Raw genomic sequence first — 12,801 nt, 5'->3', positions numbered from 1 at the left:
CAGGATCAGGCAGGCGGAACCTGATCCTCGTCAAACTTCGCGCAATTTCGTCAGAATGTCGGCAACCTGCTCGGCCACCGGCAAGGCCGGATCACTGATTATAGGTGCCTCGGTCCCGTCGGGCGGTTCAAGCGTGGCGAACTGACTGTCCAGAAGGGTGGTCGGCATGAAGTGACCGGCACGGTCTGCCATTCGCGCGGCGGTCAGGTCCGGGGTGGCCTCGATATGGACCAAACGAAGCCCTGCAACACCGGCCCGCAGCCGATCACGATAGGCCCGGCGCAGCGCAGAGCAGGCAAGAACCACATCGCCTGCCTGCGCCATCGCATCCGCGCAGCGGTCCAGCCACGGCCAGCGCATCGCATCCGTCAGGGCACGTCCAGCCGCCATATGGGCCACATTCTCAGCCGGGTGCAGGTCGTCGGCGTCGATGAACGTGGCTCCAAGGGCATGGGCCAAGGCCACGCCCAAGGTGGATTTGCCCGATCCCGACACCCCCATGACAACGATCTTCTGCATCGCTCAGCGTCCCGGAATCGCGCCCCGGCGTTCGCCTTTACCGTCCCAGGTTTCGATCGCGGCCAGCGCCTCTTCGGCGGTCTCGACAAAGCGGAACAGGCCAAGGTCTTCCTCTGAAATCGTGCCCGCATCGGCCAGCGCGTCCCAGTTGACGATCTTCTCCCAAAAGGCACGGCCAAACAGCAGGAACGGCACCCGCTCCATCCGGCCGGTCTGAATCAGGGTCAGGCTTTCGAACAATTCGTCCAATGTCCCGAACCCGCCGGGGAAGACGCAGATCGCCTTGGCCCGCATCAGGAAATGCATCTTGCGGATCGCGAAATAGTGGAAGTTGAAGCACAGCTCCGGGGTCACGTACTCGTTCGGTGCCTGTTCATGCGGTAGCACGATATTCAGCCCGATGGACTTTCCCCCGGCCTCTGCCGCGCCGCGGCTTCCAGCCTCCATCACGCCCGGGCCGCCACCGGTGACGATGACGTTTTCAAGGCCCCCGTTCGCCTGTCCCTTCTCGGTGATAAGACGGGCAAAACGCCTAGCTTCCTCGTAATATTCGGACAGATCGGCAAGGGTCTTGGTCCGGGCCTTGTCCTTCTTCGCGGGCTCTGGAATGCGCGCGCCGCCAAACAGGACGATGGTGGAATTGATCCCCGCCTCATTCATCATCAGTTCGGGTTTGAGCAGTTCGAGTTGAAGCCGAACCGGCCGCAGTTCGTCCCTGCACAGGAAATCATCGTCCGCGAAAGCAAGTCGGTAGGCCGGGGATCGGGTCTGTGCCGTATCCGGAATATGGGTCGCGGCTTCGCGGTCCTGATGGCTGTCGCGGAAGGGGTGGCGGCGGTGGTCGGTCATGGCCCGGTCCTCGTATTTGATTGTTGACTATGCCTACAATCTGCCAATGCCCATGACCAGTGCTTCAACCCGCCCTGACTAGGGTGAACCGGCCGTCGCGGGCCAACAGACGGTGGACCCAGTCCCGCTCTGCATTGAAATCATGCGGCACCTGATCGCTCGTGCGGGCGCCGGACAGGGACAGCGACGCAAAGAAATCAAACCCGTAAAGGTCGATCCGCGCGGCCGGAAGGCGGGACAGAAGGTCGATCACCATCAAGCCGGTCGTAGGCCGTTCGCCAGCCTCGGACGAAAGGCGGCGATGTTCTTCCTGCGGGAAGAGGTAGAAACCATCCGCAGCCGCGAACGCATAGGGCAGCCGCCTGCGTTTGGGTGTCATCCAAAGATGTCTGGACGGCTGTCGGGCCTGCAAGGTCGCCGCACTCACCGGGGTGGAAACAGCCAGCCAGTCGGTCCGACCCCCATGGGATCTCTCGGAAGGGATCGGCGCGGAATTGATCCTGACCACGATATCGGCCGTGTCGATCGCCGCTCCGTGGTCTGCCGCTTCTAGCGACCGGGCATTGCCGACCACAGCGACGGTCTTGCCTTCTGTTTCGTTCGCCAGATCGGAACGCGGAACCGAGAAACGTTGCAACGCGTCCTCGTTCCGGAACACCTTTGCAAGAGTGAAAGCCAACCGCGTCATGCCAGCCTCGCGATGCGGTCAAACAGGTCCTGCGCCTTATCCTGCGCATCTTCCTTGTAGCGTCTGAGATTGCCCAGTTCCGTCTCGTCGAAGGGCGGGGGAAGCGGCAAGTCCGCCAAGGCCTCGACCGGGATGACACGATCGGGGTTCAGCCCTGCGTCGGCGACCAGCACCTGAACCTTGGACGTGACAGACCCGACGGCCAGGAAGGGCAGTTCGGCCAATATGGAATAACAAACGCCATGAAACCTCCCGGTCACATGCCCCATCGCACCGGACAAGATTTCGAGATAGGCGGCTTCGTCACGGGCCATCATGAAGTCCGGAACCTTGCCAGAAAAAACACCGTTGTAGACACGCCAAAGTAGGTGCCGGGCGGGCCAGCGGCTCCATAGGGTCGATGTCAGGGTCTTCGATGGGACGAATGTCGCGTGCTGTCTTTGGGCATAGCGCGCCAGATGCGTTCGAACCGAATGCCGAACACTGTCGCCGACCACCAGCCCCTTTCGCCCGCCGGTCGGCGGTTCGACCCGTTCAGACAAGGACAGGTCCGGGACGTGAACCGCCTGTTCGACGCCCGCTGCCAGAAGGTTGGCATGGCTGGCACTATCCCGTGCCGAAACCAAAGCGCAGCGACGAAGGATGTCAGCCCAGTCCGGCGGGTTGTTCTGCCAGATCGTGTTGACGACCGCGACGGGTTTACCCCGGGCGGCGGGATGGTCGACAACATTCAAAAGAAGCTGCCCCTTTTCCGCGCCCCCATGCAGGGTCCCTTCGCCGTTGATGACCACCAGTTCAGCCGCTTCCAATGCGCTGAGGAATCCGGGCGTTCTCGTCCAATCCGTATGAGCCAAGGCTGAGGCCGTAATCTCGACGCCTCTGGCGGCAAGTCCCGCCTTCAGCAGTCGGGACACGCGGCTACATCCGTGATGATAGCGGGCCGAAGTATCATTGAGGAGAACTGCCCGGGTCATCACTGCGCCTTCTTCTGCAAGGCGACCGTCTGGATCATGTCGATGATCCCGTCAATCGGATTGGGCATGGCCGAAATGACCTGCTGGCCCGCCTGACCAGCGCGCCTTGCCTGTTCATCCTTCAGGAGGGCCAAGACACTTTCCGCCAGCTCCGGCGCGTCGTGGACATAGGCGGCTCCACCCGCGTCGGTCAGCAGGTCGAATGCCTCGGCAAAGTGGCGCACGCCCGGACCGGACAACACGGCCTTGCCTTCCCGCGCGGGTTCATAGGGGTTGTGCCCCCCTTCCGGCCCAAAGCCACCGCCCAGAAAGACAATGTCGGACAGTGCAAAGATCGTCCCCATTTCCCCCGTGGTGTCAGCAAGATAGATATCCGTGGACGCGTCGATGGCCTGGCCCCGGCTCCGCTGCGCCACTGTCAGACCGGCGGCCTCTGCCGCCTCGATGATCTGCGCTGCCCGTTTTGGGTGGCGGGGTGCCCAGACAAGCAAAGGACTCTCGCTGCGCTTAAGGTGGCCTGCCGCCTTAAGCACCACCGGTTCATCGGCCGGATGGGTCGAAGCGGCAATCCAGGTCTTGCGCGCGCCGATCATGCCTTGCAGCGCGGCAACCTCGTCATCTCGCAAAGGCAGGGCTCCACCGAAGGCCTTCAGATCGCCCCCCACAAGCATCTTATCCCGCCCAACACCCAACAGGTCAAACTGACCCGCAACCGCCTCGTTTCGACAGTGGATGGCCGAGAGATGCCCAAGAAGATGCCGGTAGACCCGCGGGTGTCGCAGCATACTGCGAGAGGCCCGCGCGTTCAGGACCATCATGGGAACACCGCGTTTCGCCGCGGTCGACAACATGGTCGGCCAAAGATCGTTTTCGACCACCAGCCCCACATCAGGGCGCCAATAATCAAAGAACAGATCCCAGTACCGGGGTGTATCCATGGGCTGAAATTGGTGGATCGCATCGGGCAGTTGTCCAGCAACCCAGTCTGCCCCGGTTTGGGTCATGGTCGTGATTACAACCGTCGCGCCGAAGTCGCGCTCCAGCGCCGGAACCAGCGTCCGCAGCTGGCTCACTTCGCCAAGGCTGGCGCCGTGAATCCAGATGATACGCCCTTCCGGCCGGGACGCTGTCGGCAGTCCAAAGCGTTCCTTCCGGCGCTCCGGCGCGGCGCCCTGCCGGGCATGAACCAGACAACCCAGAGGTTTGAAGGCGCCCGGCAGACCCCCGCCCAGACCGCGCCACAGCCGCAGCAAGACCGGCGCGGGAAACGCACCCGTCGGGTTGTGGGTGATGGCTCTGTCGCTCGGGCGATGCTGCACAGGCTGACCTTTGCATGGACTGGGGCTGATATCTATGGTGCCGGTCCAATCGTCACAACAGGAAACGTCCTTCGCCGCAGACCGAGTTTGACAGGTCGCATTGTGCCAGACGCGCCCTGCCGCTATAGGGCATCGCAACGTCAGTTTGACCGGAAGGAATGGCCCCATGTCCAATGCCCAGCTCGAAGCAGCCATCGAAGCCGCGTGGGAAACCCGCGACCAGATTACCCCGTCCACCAAGGGCGAGACCCGCGAGGCGATCGAAGATACGCTGGACGCCCTCGACAGCGGGTCGCTGCGTGTTGCCGAACGTCAGGACAGCGGCGACTGGCATGTGAACCAGTGGGCGAAGAAGGCCGTGCTTCTGGGGTTCCGCATCAAGGACATGGAATTCCAGTCCGGCGGCCCGCAGGGTGCCGGCTGGTGGGACAAGGTCGATAGCAAGTTCGCCGGTTGGGACGATGAGGATTTCCAGTCTGCCGGGTTCCGCGCCGTGCCGAACTGCATCGTGCGCAAATCCGCCTATATCGCGCCGGGCGTGGTGCTGATGCCATCCTTCGTGAACCTCGGCGCCTATGTCGACAGCGGCACCATGGTCGACACATGGGCCACCGTCGGGTCCTGCGCCCAGATCGGCAAGAACGTGCACCTGTCCGGTGGCGTGGGCATTGGCGGCGTGCTTGAGCCGATGCAGGCCGGCCCGACCATTATCGAAGACAACTGTTTCATCGGGGCCCGGTCGGAGGTTGTCGAAGGCTGCATCGTGCGCGAAGGCTCGGTCCTTGGCATGGGTGTCTTCATTGGCAAGTCGACCAAGATCGTCGACCGCGAAACCGGCGAAGTCATGTATGGCGAAGTACCCCCCTATTCGGTCGTCGTTGCAGGCTCCATGCCGTCGAAGAACGGGATCAACCTGTATTGCGCGGTGATCGTGAAGCGCGTTGACGAAAGAACTCGGTCCAAGACCGGCATCAACGAGCTGCTGCGTGACTGAGACCCCGAAACCGAAGGCCGCGAAGCGCCAGCAGGTCTATACGCTGCTGGTCGACGTGGGCCGCAAGGATGGCGACGGGCTGCCGGACGGCAGCACCGGCGCCGCCCTGATCTGCTATGCCTCCGGCGTGGACGAGGCAGAGGCGGTGCGTGAGACCGTGGCCATCCTCAAGCAGGCCGACCTCGCCCCGCTGGATGTCACCGGTTATGGCACACTGGACGAACGCCTTGCCGAAGGGCACGAGGTGCCTGACGAGGAGCGCGAGTTGATGCAGCGCGCGCTGGAAGAGAACGCGGTGATCGTCGCCCAGATGACGCCGTTCTACGACGGGGACGACGACGAGGCCTAAAGCATGTCGCGCAAAGGTGGGAACCGGTTTTGCGCCCCTCGGACTTGCGTTTTCCATAGCCTACAGCGGGGCTCTAGCGGGCCAGCGTCAGCGCCTCGTAGTCCCGAAGCACGGCAATTCCCAGCGACGGGCCGCGCGGCAGCAGTTCGCGCGGCATATTCCGAAGGATGGAATGCGGCAGCAACCCGGGGTCGCGGGTCAGGCGGGACGGGTCGAAACTTTCTACCATGGCCCCGCTGACCGGGATGATGGCATGCCGGTCCAGAACAAGCTGATAGTAGGTCTGCACCAACCTGTCGGGCGACCGCAGAATGGCCTTTCCATCCGCCAGATGCCGGACCGCCGTGCAAATCTGTTCCTCGCCGAACAGGTATTCGACCTTGGACCCCTTCAACAGAATCCTCTGATCGGACGAGACCAGAAGGTCGTAGTCGAGGCCAAAATAAGGGTGGCGCATCGTCAGCGGCGCGAACTGACCCCGGGCCGGCAGGGACTGTGAACCGATCCAGCGGGCCTGCGCCTCTCCGCCATCGGCCGTCTTGATGACCTGCCCCAGCCGGACCTTTCCAATCGGCACGGGGCCGTCTGCGGTTTCAACCACCGCACCGGGTCCGATGGTTGCACCGGGTCCGACCGGCTCGACCGTGTCGGCAATCGCGACAAACTTGACCTCGGGTTGAAGCGTGGCCGTCGCCGAACTGCCCGCGATTAGGGCGACATCCCGATAGCACAGCGGGATCGGGTTTGGGATTTCGGCAAGCAGGGTCCGGTCTTCGTCGGGCAGGTCAACCGCCAGAACCCCGACCTTCATCGGCGCATTCCAGGCGAACGTCACATGTACGGTCTCGCCCGGCATCCTGTCCCCGATCTGAAGCGACAGATATTCGGACCGTTCAGCCTGCCCTTGCAGAAGGCTTAGCGTCCCATCCGGATCGAGGCAAAGGATCAAGCTGCTCAGCCACGGGTCGCGGGCCACGTAGCGCAGCAGGTTGCGCCGACCCAGATCGGGATCGAACGAAAACTCGAGCCGCAGGGTCCCACAAGGCAGAAAGCAATCGGGATCACGCGGCGCGACGTTCGCCGACAGCGGTTCACCCAACCCGATGGGGTTGAACGTGCCTGCCTGCCTGTCTCTTAGCGCGATCCAGCTCATCTTTGGTCCGGGTCAGGTGCTCGTGTCTGGGGGACTGTCCGGGCAGATCCCTGCACCGGCGAAGATCGTCGCGCCTACCGGTCGAGACACCTGTGCGCTCTTCGCCGCTGTCCCGCCCCCGCCGCCGGGTGTCTGACTTGCCTGAACCATTGTCCCGCCTCGACATTGCCGAAACAGTGCGCACACGCCGCCGGAGTTCTCCAACCGCTATATCTTGTAGCTGATCCTGCTGGTCACAGCCGATTGTGTGTTTGCCCTGCCTCGGGTCCAATTATTGCCCCAGTGATAGCATTTTCGGGCCAACGGAACATCCCCTTTTGACCCTGGCCGCGCCACCTGTGGCTTTCCCGTCCGACCGCCCCTGTCGGCCTTCGTTGCATCCCGCCGGGTCTCGGGCTACGGGAGGAAACAAGGAGATCGCCATGCCCAACCCGATAGACCCCGTCGACCTGACCGCCCGCCTTGTCCGCTGCCCCTCTGTCACCCCGGTCGAGGGCGGGGCACTGGTTCTGCTTGCCGAGCTGCTGGAGGGGGCCGGTTTCGATTGCACCCGCGTCGATCGCGGCGGGGTCAGCAACCTGTTCGCGCGTTGGGGTCGCAAGGGCGCCAACAGATCATTCGGATTCAACGGGCATACAGACGTGGTGCCCATCGGCAATCCGGACGACTGGACCGTCGATCCCTTCGGCGCGGAAATCCGCGATGGATACCTATGGGGCCGGGGCGCGACCGACATGAAATCGGGCGTCGCGGCCTTTGCCGCCGCAGCGGTGGATTTCGTTCGGCAGACCCCGCCGGATGGCGCGATCATCCTTGCCATCACCGGAGACGAAGAAGGCCCGGCGCTGGACGGAACCACCGCGCTTCTGGACTGGATGGCAGAGGCGGGCGAACGGATGACCCACTGCCTTGTCGGCGAACCGACCAGCCCCAATGAAATGGGTGAGGCAATGAAGATCGGCCGCCGCGGGTCAATGACCGCGCGCTTCACCGTGACCGGCGTTCAGGGTCATTCCGCCTATCCGCACCGCGCGCGCAACCCGCTGCCGCCTCTTGCCCGTCTGATGGACCGGCTGGCCAGCCGCGAGCTTGACTCGGGGTCCGACCACTTCGACCCGTCCACCCTTGCCATTGTCACCATCGACACCGGGAACCCCGCCACGAACGTGATCCCCGCCAAGGGCACCGCCGCCGTCAACATCCGCTTCAACGACCTGCACAGCAGCCAAAGCCTGACCGACTGGATGCAGGCAGGCGCCGATGCGATCGCCACGGAATTCGACGTGAAAATCGCGATGGAGGTGAGCGTGTCCGGGGAAAGTTTCCTGACGCCGCCGGGCGACCTGTCCGATCTGATCGGCAAGGCGGTTCAGGCGGAAACCGGGCGTATGCCGGAATTGTCCACCTCTGGCGGCACATCCGATGCCCGCTTTGTCAAGGATCACTGTCCAGTGGTAGAGTTTGGCCTTGTCGGCAAGACCATGCATCAGGTCGATGAACGGGTCAGCGTCGAGCAGATCCACCAGCTGAAGGCGATCTACGGCCGCATCCTTCGCGACTATTTCGCCGACTAGCTGCGGGGTGGGCGGGCCTTGTAGACCGGCAACCGCCAGCCGAAGGCGAGGCTTCCCGCACGCAACAACAGCGTGACCACCGCGCAGGCGATCAGTGCGACAGGCTGGGTCAGGCCGACCGACAGGGCCAACATCGCCGCACCTGCCCCGGCGAAGGCGCAGGTGACGTAAAGCTCTCCCTGCTTCAGAACCAGCGGCACCTCGTTGCAGACCACATCCCGCAAAAGCCCGCCGAAACACCCAGTCGACACCCCCATGATCAGGACGACCGTGGCCGGTTGCCCAAGGTCCAGTGCGACCCCGACCCCGGCAGGCACGGCCACCGCAAGGGCGCAGGCATCCAGCCACGTCAGGACGCGCAAACGGCTTTCCAGCAGATGCGCGAGGAAGAATACCGCAACCGCCGGCACGACGGCGGCCCACAGGATGGATGGGTCCGCCACCCAGAACACGGCATCACGGTTCAGCAGAAGGTCGCGCAGGGTGCCGCCACCGACGGCTGTCAGGCTGGCCACGAACAGGAACCCGATGATGTCCAGTTGCGCCCGGCTTGCCACAAGGGCACCGGTCAGCGCAAAGATGAAGACCGAGGCGATATCGAGAACGGCGATCATCATTTGCCCTGCGGCTTGTAGGGGGCCATGCCCTCGCGGGCCAATTCATCGGCCCGTTCGTTTTCCGGGTGTCCGGCGTGGCCCTTGACCCACTCCCAGGTCACCCTGTGCCGGGCCTGCGCCGCGTCCAGCCGCTGCCACAGCTCGACATTCTTCAACCCGCCCTTCTTGGTCCAGTTGTTCCGCTTCCAACCGTGGATCCACTTGGTGATCCCATCTTTGACATAGGCGCTGTCGGTGATGACGGTGATGGTTGACGGGCGGGCAAGCGTTTCAAGCGCGGTGATGGCAGCCAGAAGCTCCATCCGGTTATTGGTGGTTTCCGCCTCACCGCCGCACAGGGTGCGTTCCTTGACGATCTGCTCCCCGTCCTTGGCCAGCATCAGCACGCCCCAGCCACCGGGACCAGGGTTCCCGGAACAGGCACCATCCGTGTAGGCGTAAAGATCCGGCATGATCAGCCTTTCCTGGACAGGCAGATGACAAAGGGATCGTCGGTTCCGGCCAGCCCTTTGCCGGTGCCCTCGCGGGTGGTGACCACGGTGAACCCGGCGCTGCGCAGCAGGTCGTGCAGTTCATCGACCGCGACATAGGTATAGGCGCGCCCGATCGGGTCGCGCGCCTCGCCCGCGCCCGTTTTCATCCCGATATGGAACAGTCCGGCGGGTTTGAGGGCGTTATGGATGACCGACAGGTGCCGGGGCAGGTCTGCGCGGGGGGCATGCAGCAGGCTGAAGTTGGCCCAGACCCCGTCGTATTCATCCGTTGCATCGACATCGTCGAAGGTGCCAACCCGTGCGCCAATGGCATGGGTCTCATTCGCCAGCGCCACCATTTCCGGGCTGGCATCCAACGGGTCCGGATCAAACCCCGCCGCCCGTATATGGGCCGAGGCTGTCGCGGGGCCGCAGCCAAGGTCCAGAACCCGCCCGCCCTTGGGCAATTGACCCATGAACGCCAGAAGGTCGGCATCCGGCTCGCTTCCCGAAAACAGCCTTGCATAGTCCGTGGCCTGCCGCGCGTAGACGTCGAGTGTTTGCCGATCCACCATCAGAGGACGGTCACACCAAGGGAAAGAACCACAACCGCGGTCAGTCCGATCCGCAGGGACATCCACCACCGCGGCGCCAGCCCCCAAAGGACAAAGAACCAATCAAGGATCAGCAGCCCCAGGAAACCGAAAATCAGGTTTGTCGCGGCGGCGACCGGGCCACCGCCCACCATGAAGAAGGCCCAAAGTGCCGGGATCACCGACAGGGCATAGCCGGTGGCGGCGCGCCCGCCCGTTGTCTTGGTGGCAAAGCCCCACAACACGCCGGACATGAATGCAAGGATCACCTGCCCGTAGGCCAGCCCGACATAGGGGCCGGTGAACCGCCCGCCCAAGGACGAAAGGCTCCATTGCCCCAAGGCCGGGGACAGCTGCGTCAGCGCGCCCCAGACAAAGGGGATCAGCCCGGCAAGGCCAAGGATCAGCGCCGAAAGCGGGATGCGGGTCATGCCGGTTCCCTCAAGACGCGGGGCACCTTGAACTCGACGTTCTCTTTCGCGGTTTCCACGATCTCCACGGTCACGTCGAACCGGTCGCGGAAGGCGTCGATCACCTCGTTGATCAACACCTCGGGTGCCGAAGCCCCTGCGGTGATGCCAACCGACCTGATACCCTCCAGCGCGCGCCAGTCGATGTTGTCTGCCCGCATGACCAGTTGCGCGTACTGGCAACCCGCCCGGGCGGCGACCTCGACCAGTCGCTTGGAGTTGGAGGAATTCGGCGCACCAACGACCAAAAGCGCGTCACACTTCGGCGCGATGGCCTTGACCGCCTCCTGCCGGTTGGTGGTGGCATAGCAGATGTCTTCCTTATGCGGCCCGACGATGGCCGGAAACCGGGCCTGAAGGGCCGCAACGATATCCGCCGTGTCATCGACCGACAGGGTCGTCTGGGTGACATAGGCCAATTGGGCCGGATCGCGCACCTGCACCCGCGCCACATCCTCGACCGTTTCGACCAGAAGCACCTCGCCGTCCGGCAGTTGCCCCATGGTCCCGATGGTTTCGGGATGGCCGGCGTGGCCGATCATGATCATTTGAAGACCGTTTTCCGCATGTCGGGCGGCCTCGATATGCACCTTACTGACCAAGGGACAGGTCGCATCGACGTAGATCATCTCGCGCCGGGCGGCCTCTGCCGGGATCGCCTTGGGCACGCCGTGGGCGGAAAAGATCACCGGGCGGTCGTCGGGACAGTCGTCCAATTCCTCGACAAAGACCGCGCCCTGATCCCGCAGACTGTCGACCACGAACTTGTTGTGGACAATCTCGTGACGGACATAGACCGGCGCGCTCCACTTGCGGAGCGCCATTTCGACGATCTTGATCGCCCGGTCCACACCCGCGCAAAACCCGCGCGGGGCGGCAAGGAAAAGGGTCAATTCGGGTTTCTGTGTCATGTGCGTTAGGTAATCTGACCGGCCCACCACGTCCAGCCCACCTCAGCCCCGATCCACCGGAATCATCGTGCCCTGAAGCATCGCGACATGCCGCCGCCTGTCAGATGGGTCGTCTGCCCAGACATCCGCCGCGACCACCACCAGCCGCTTGCCGGGGCGGATCACCCGCCCCTCGGCGACCAGGCGGCCCGCGCCCGGCGACAGAAGATTGATCTTCATTTCGACCGTCATCACCTCCGCCTCTTCAGGCATCATAGTCAAAGCGGAATACCCTGCAGCACTATCTCCGATGGAGAAAATCAAACCAGCATGTGAAAAGCCCTGTTGCTGTGTCAACGCAGCAGTCACCTCTGCGCTGATCGTCACAGCGCCCTGCGCCAAGGACTCCAGCCGTGCGCCGAGGGTGGTCATCATCGCCTGTGCCCCGAAACTCGCCCGGACCTTGGCGTCGATGACAGGGTCCAGCGGGGCCGTCATAGCCCCGCCCGACGATTCAGCAGGACCGGGAACCAGTCTTCGCGCAAGCGTTGGCCGGGCTGCATGTCATGGCCCGGGAACGGCGGCGACGTGCGGCCCGGACGTTCGACATAGCGGGCATCGTCCCCGACCAGCCGCAGCGAAAACGCACGGCGCCGGTCCGCACGGTCGTTGCCGCGCGCGCCATGCAGGATCTTGTAGTTGAAGGCCACCGCATCGCCCGGCTCCATCTCCCATTCCAGCACGGTCATCCCTTCGGCGTCCGGGTCAGGCACGGGCATATAGGCCTCGGGATCGGGGTAGAAATCCGTATCGGCCAGCCAGCGTTTGGGCAGCACCGGCTTCTCCCACAGATGCGACCCGGCCACGCAGCGCAGCGATGCCTCTTTCACCGGATCAAGCGGTGACCAGAAACTGACGGTCTGTTCCCCATCGACGAAGTAATAGGGGCCGTCCTGATGCCAGGGGGTCGGCTTTGAGGTGCCCGGCTCCTTCACCAGCACATGGTCATGGAACATCTGGACGCTGTCCGACTGCATCAGATCCGCCGCGACCTCGGCCACGGGCGAGGTCCGGATCACCTGTTCAAACTCGGGGATGCGGGTCCAGTTACAATAGTCGTCAAAGAACCGGCCCGGCTCGCCCGGCTTCAGGTTCTCGGCGGCATAGGGGCCAGGGTCCGCCATATTCCGGTCAATCCCGGCCCGAAGGGTCTCTACATGATCCTTCCAAAGGCCGCGGATCAGGACCACGCCGTCGCGCTGATAGGTTTCGATGTCTGAGAGGGACAAAAGGGGGTGCGCCATGGTCGGACCTTTCTGATTGCCCGGCCACTCTTGCC

Annotated in this window: 16 protein-coding genes; 3 read left to right on the top strand and 13 right to left on the bottom strand. The window is 63.6% G+C overall.

Annotated features, from left to right (window positions below):
• Positions 1 to 30: 30 nt before the first annotated feature.
• From EU803_RS10645 to EU803_RS10625, 5 genes are all read right to left on the bottom strand, one after another.
• Positions 31 to 519: a gluconokinase gene (locus EU803_RS10645; RefSeq protein WP_129682589.1), complete on the bottom strand. Its 489-nt coding sequence runs from the start codon at positions 517 to 519 to the stop codon at positions 31 to 33.
• Positions 520 to 522: 3 nt separating this feature from the next.
• Positions 523 to 1,368, bottom strand: coding sequence for a TIGR00730 family Rossman fold protein (locus tag EU803_RS10640; protein WP_129682587.1), 846 nt, complete (start codon positions 1,366 to 1,368; stop codon positions 523 to 525).
• Positions 1,369 to 1,432: 64 nt separating this feature from the next.
• Positions 1,433 to 2,026, bottom strand: coding sequence for a glycosyltransferase family 29 protein (locus tag EU803_RS10635; RefSeq protein WP_347400084.1), 594 nt, complete (start codon positions 2,024 to 2,026; stop codon positions 1,433 to 1,435).
• A gap of 26 nt (positions 2,027 to 2,052) precedes the next feature.
• Positions 2,053 to 3,030: a polysaccharide pyruvyl transferase family protein gene (locus EU803_RS10630; protein ID WP_129682583.1), complete on the bottom strand. Its 978-nt coding sequence runs from the start codon at positions 3,028 to 3,030 to the stop codon at positions 2,053 to 2,055.
• A complete protein-coding gene (locus EU803_RS10625; protein ID WP_165352817.1) occupies positions 3,030 to 4,349 on the bottom strand; it encodes a glycosyltransferase N-terminal domain-containing protein in 1,320 nt (439 codons plus the stop codon). Before EU803_RS10625 ends, EU803_RS10630 begins: the two co-directional genes overlap by 1 nt.
• Positions 4,350 to 4,515: 166 nt before the next feature.
• On the opposite strand from EU803_RS10625, the gene dapD reads away from it, so the two are divergent.
• Both dapD and EU803_RS10615 read left to right on the top strand, forming a co-directional pair.
• The gene (dapD, locus tag EU803_RS10620) at positions 4,516 to 5,343 is read left to right on the top strand and encodes a 2,3,4,5-tetrahydropyridine-2,6-dicarboxylate N-succinyltransferase (RefSeq protein WP_129682580.1); all 828 of its coding nucleotides are present in this window, start codon (positions 4,516 to 4,518) and stop codon (positions 5,341 to 5,343) included.
• Positions 5,336 to 5,692 carry a hypothetical protein gene (locus tag EU803_RS10615; protein WP_129682578.1) on the top strand — a complete coding sequence of 119 codons (357 nt, stop codon included), beginning with the start codon at positions 5,336 to 5,338 and terminating at the stop codon, positions 5,690 to 5,692. Before dapD ends, EU803_RS10615 begins: the two co-directional genes overlap by 8 nt.
• Before the next feature lie 73 nt (positions 5,693 to 5,765).
• On the opposite strand, the gene EU803_RS10610 is transcribed toward EU803_RS10615, so the two are convergent.
• Positions 5,766 to 6,845 (bottom strand): Hint domain-containing protein, encoded by a 1,080-nt coding sequence (locus EU803_RS10610; RefSeq protein WP_129682576.1) that lies wholly within the window; start codon positions 6,843 to 6,845, stop codon positions 5,766 to 5,768.
• Positions 6,846 to 7,267: 422 nt separating this feature from the next.
• On the opposite strand from EU803_RS10610, the gene dapE reads away from it, so the two are divergent.
• Positions 7,268 to 8,419: a succinyl-diaminopimelate desuccinylase gene (gene dapE / locus EU803_RS10605; protein WP_129682574.1), complete on the top strand. Its 1,152-nt coding sequence runs from the start codon at positions 7,268 to 7,270 to the stop codon at positions 8,417 to 8,419.
• Here the strand turns inward: dapE and EU803_RS10600 are convergent.
• The 7 genes from EU803_RS10600 to EU803_RS10570 are packed head-to-tail and all read right to left on the bottom strand — an operon-like array spanning position 8,416 to position 12,766.
• Entirely contained in the window at positions 8,416 to 9,033 is a 618-nt protein-coding gene (locus EU803_RS10600) for a trimeric intracellular cation channel family protein (protein WP_129682572.1), read from the bottom strand. The two genes, dapE and EU803_RS10600, sit on opposite strands and share 4 nt — an antisense overlap.
• Entirely contained in the window at positions 9,033 to 9,488 is a 456-nt protein-coding gene (gene rnhA, locus EU803_RS10595) for a ribonuclease HI (RefSeq protein WP_129682570.1), read from the bottom strand. The genes EU803_RS10600 and rnhA overlap by 1 nt, the downstream gene beginning before the upstream one ends.
• A gap of 2 nt (positions 9,489 to 9,490) precedes the next feature.
• A complete protein-coding gene (locus tag EU803_RS10590) occupies positions 9,491 to 10,084 on the bottom strand; it encodes a class I SAM-dependent methyltransferase (protein ID WP_129682568.1) in 594 nt (197 codons plus the stop codon).
• Complete coding sequence (locus tag EU803_RS10585) at positions 10,084 to 10,533, bottom strand: DUF3429 domain-containing protein (RefSeq protein ID WP_129682567.1); 450 nt, start codon at positions 10,531 to 10,533, stop codon at positions 10,084 to 10,086. Before EU803_RS10585 ends, EU803_RS10590 begins: the two co-directional genes overlap by 1 nt.
• Entirely contained in the window at positions 10,530 to 11,483 is a 954-nt protein-coding gene (gene ispH, locus EU803_RS10580; RefSeq protein ID WP_129682565.1) for a 4-hydroxy-3-methylbut-2-enyl diphosphate reductase, read from the bottom strand. The genes EU803_RS10585 and ispH overlap by 4 nt, the downstream gene beginning before the upstream one ends.
• A gap of 42 nt (positions 11,484 to 11,525) precedes the next feature.
• Entirely contained in the window at positions 11,526 to 11,960 is a 435-nt protein-coding gene (locus tag EU803_RS10575) for a PaaI family thioesterase (RefSeq protein WP_207209187.1), read from the bottom strand.
• Positions 11,957 to 12,766 (bottom strand): phytanoyl-CoA dioxygenase family protein, encoded by an 810-nt coding sequence (locus tag EU803_RS10570; RefSeq protein WP_129682563.1) that lies wholly within the window; start codon positions 12,764 to 12,766, stop codon positions 11,957 to 11,959. Before EU803_RS10570 ends, EU803_RS10575 begins: the two co-directional genes overlap by 4 nt.
• Positions 12,767 to 12,801 lie beyond the last annotated feature (35 nt).

Source organism: Loktanella sp. IMCC34160, assembly GCF_004145845.1.
Classification (GTDB): Bacteria; Pseudomonadota; Alphaproteobacteria; order Rhodobacterales; family Rhodobacteraceae; genus SELP01.
This window is presented reverse-complemented; position numbering and strand designations above follow the sequence as displayed.

What these genes read in the sequence shown, in the direction of transcription:
- EU803_RS10645 (WP_129682589.1), bottom strand. Translation starts at nt 519, where the DNA reads ATGCAGAAGATCGTTGTCATGGGGGTGTCGGGATCGGGCAAATCCACC.
- EU803_RS10640 (WP_129682587.1), bottom strand. Translation starts at nt 1,368, where the DNA reads ATGACCGACCACCGCCGCCACCCCTTCCGCGACAGCCATCAGGACCGC.
- EU803_RS10630 (WP_129682583.1), bottom strand. Translation starts at nt 3,030, where the DNA reads ATGACCCGGGCAGTTCTCCTCAATGATACTTCGGCCCGCTATCATCAC.
- dapD (WP_129682580.1), top strand. Translation starts at nt 4,516, where the DNA reads ATGTCCAATGCCCAGCTCGAAGCAGCCATCGAAGCCGCGTGGGAAACC.
- EU803_RS10610 (WP_129682576.1), bottom strand. Translation starts at nt 6,845, where the DNA reads ATGAGCTGGATCGCGCTAAGAGACAGGCAGGCAGGCACGTTCAACCCC.
- dapE (WP_129682574.1), top strand. Translation starts at nt 7,268, where the DNA reads ATGCCCAACCCGATAGACCCCGTCGACCTGACCGCCCGCCTTGTCCGC.
- EU803_RS10600 (WP_129682572.1), bottom strand. Translation starts at nt 9,033, where the DNA reads ATGATCGCCGTTCTCGATATCGCCTCGGTCTTCATCTTTGCGCTGACC.
- rnhA (WP_129682570.1), bottom strand. Translation starts at nt 9,488, where the DNA reads ATGCCGGATCTTTACGCCTACACGGATGGTGCCTGTTCCGGGAACCCT.
- EU803_RS10590 (WP_129682568.1), bottom strand. Translation starts at nt 10,084, where the DNA reads ATGGTGGATCGGCAAACACTCGACGTCTACGCGCGGCAGGCCACGGAC.
- EU803_RS10585 (WP_129682567.1), bottom strand. Translation starts at nt 10,533, where the DNA reads ATGACCCGCATCCCGCTTTCGGCGCTGATCCTTGGCCTTGCCGGGCTG.
- ispH (WP_129682565.1), bottom strand. Translation starts at nt 11,483, where the DNA reads ATGACACAGAAACCCGAATTGACCCTTTTCCTTGCCGCCCCGCGCGGG.
- EU803_RS10575 (WP_207209187.1), bottom strand. Translation starts at nt 11,960, where the DNA reads ATGACGGCCCCGCTGGACCCTGTCATCGACGCCAAGGTCCGGGCGAGT.
- EU803_RS10570 (WP_129682563.1), bottom strand. Translation starts at nt 12,766, where the DNA reads ATGGCGCACCCCCTTTTGTCCCTCTCAGACATCGAAACCTATCAGCGC.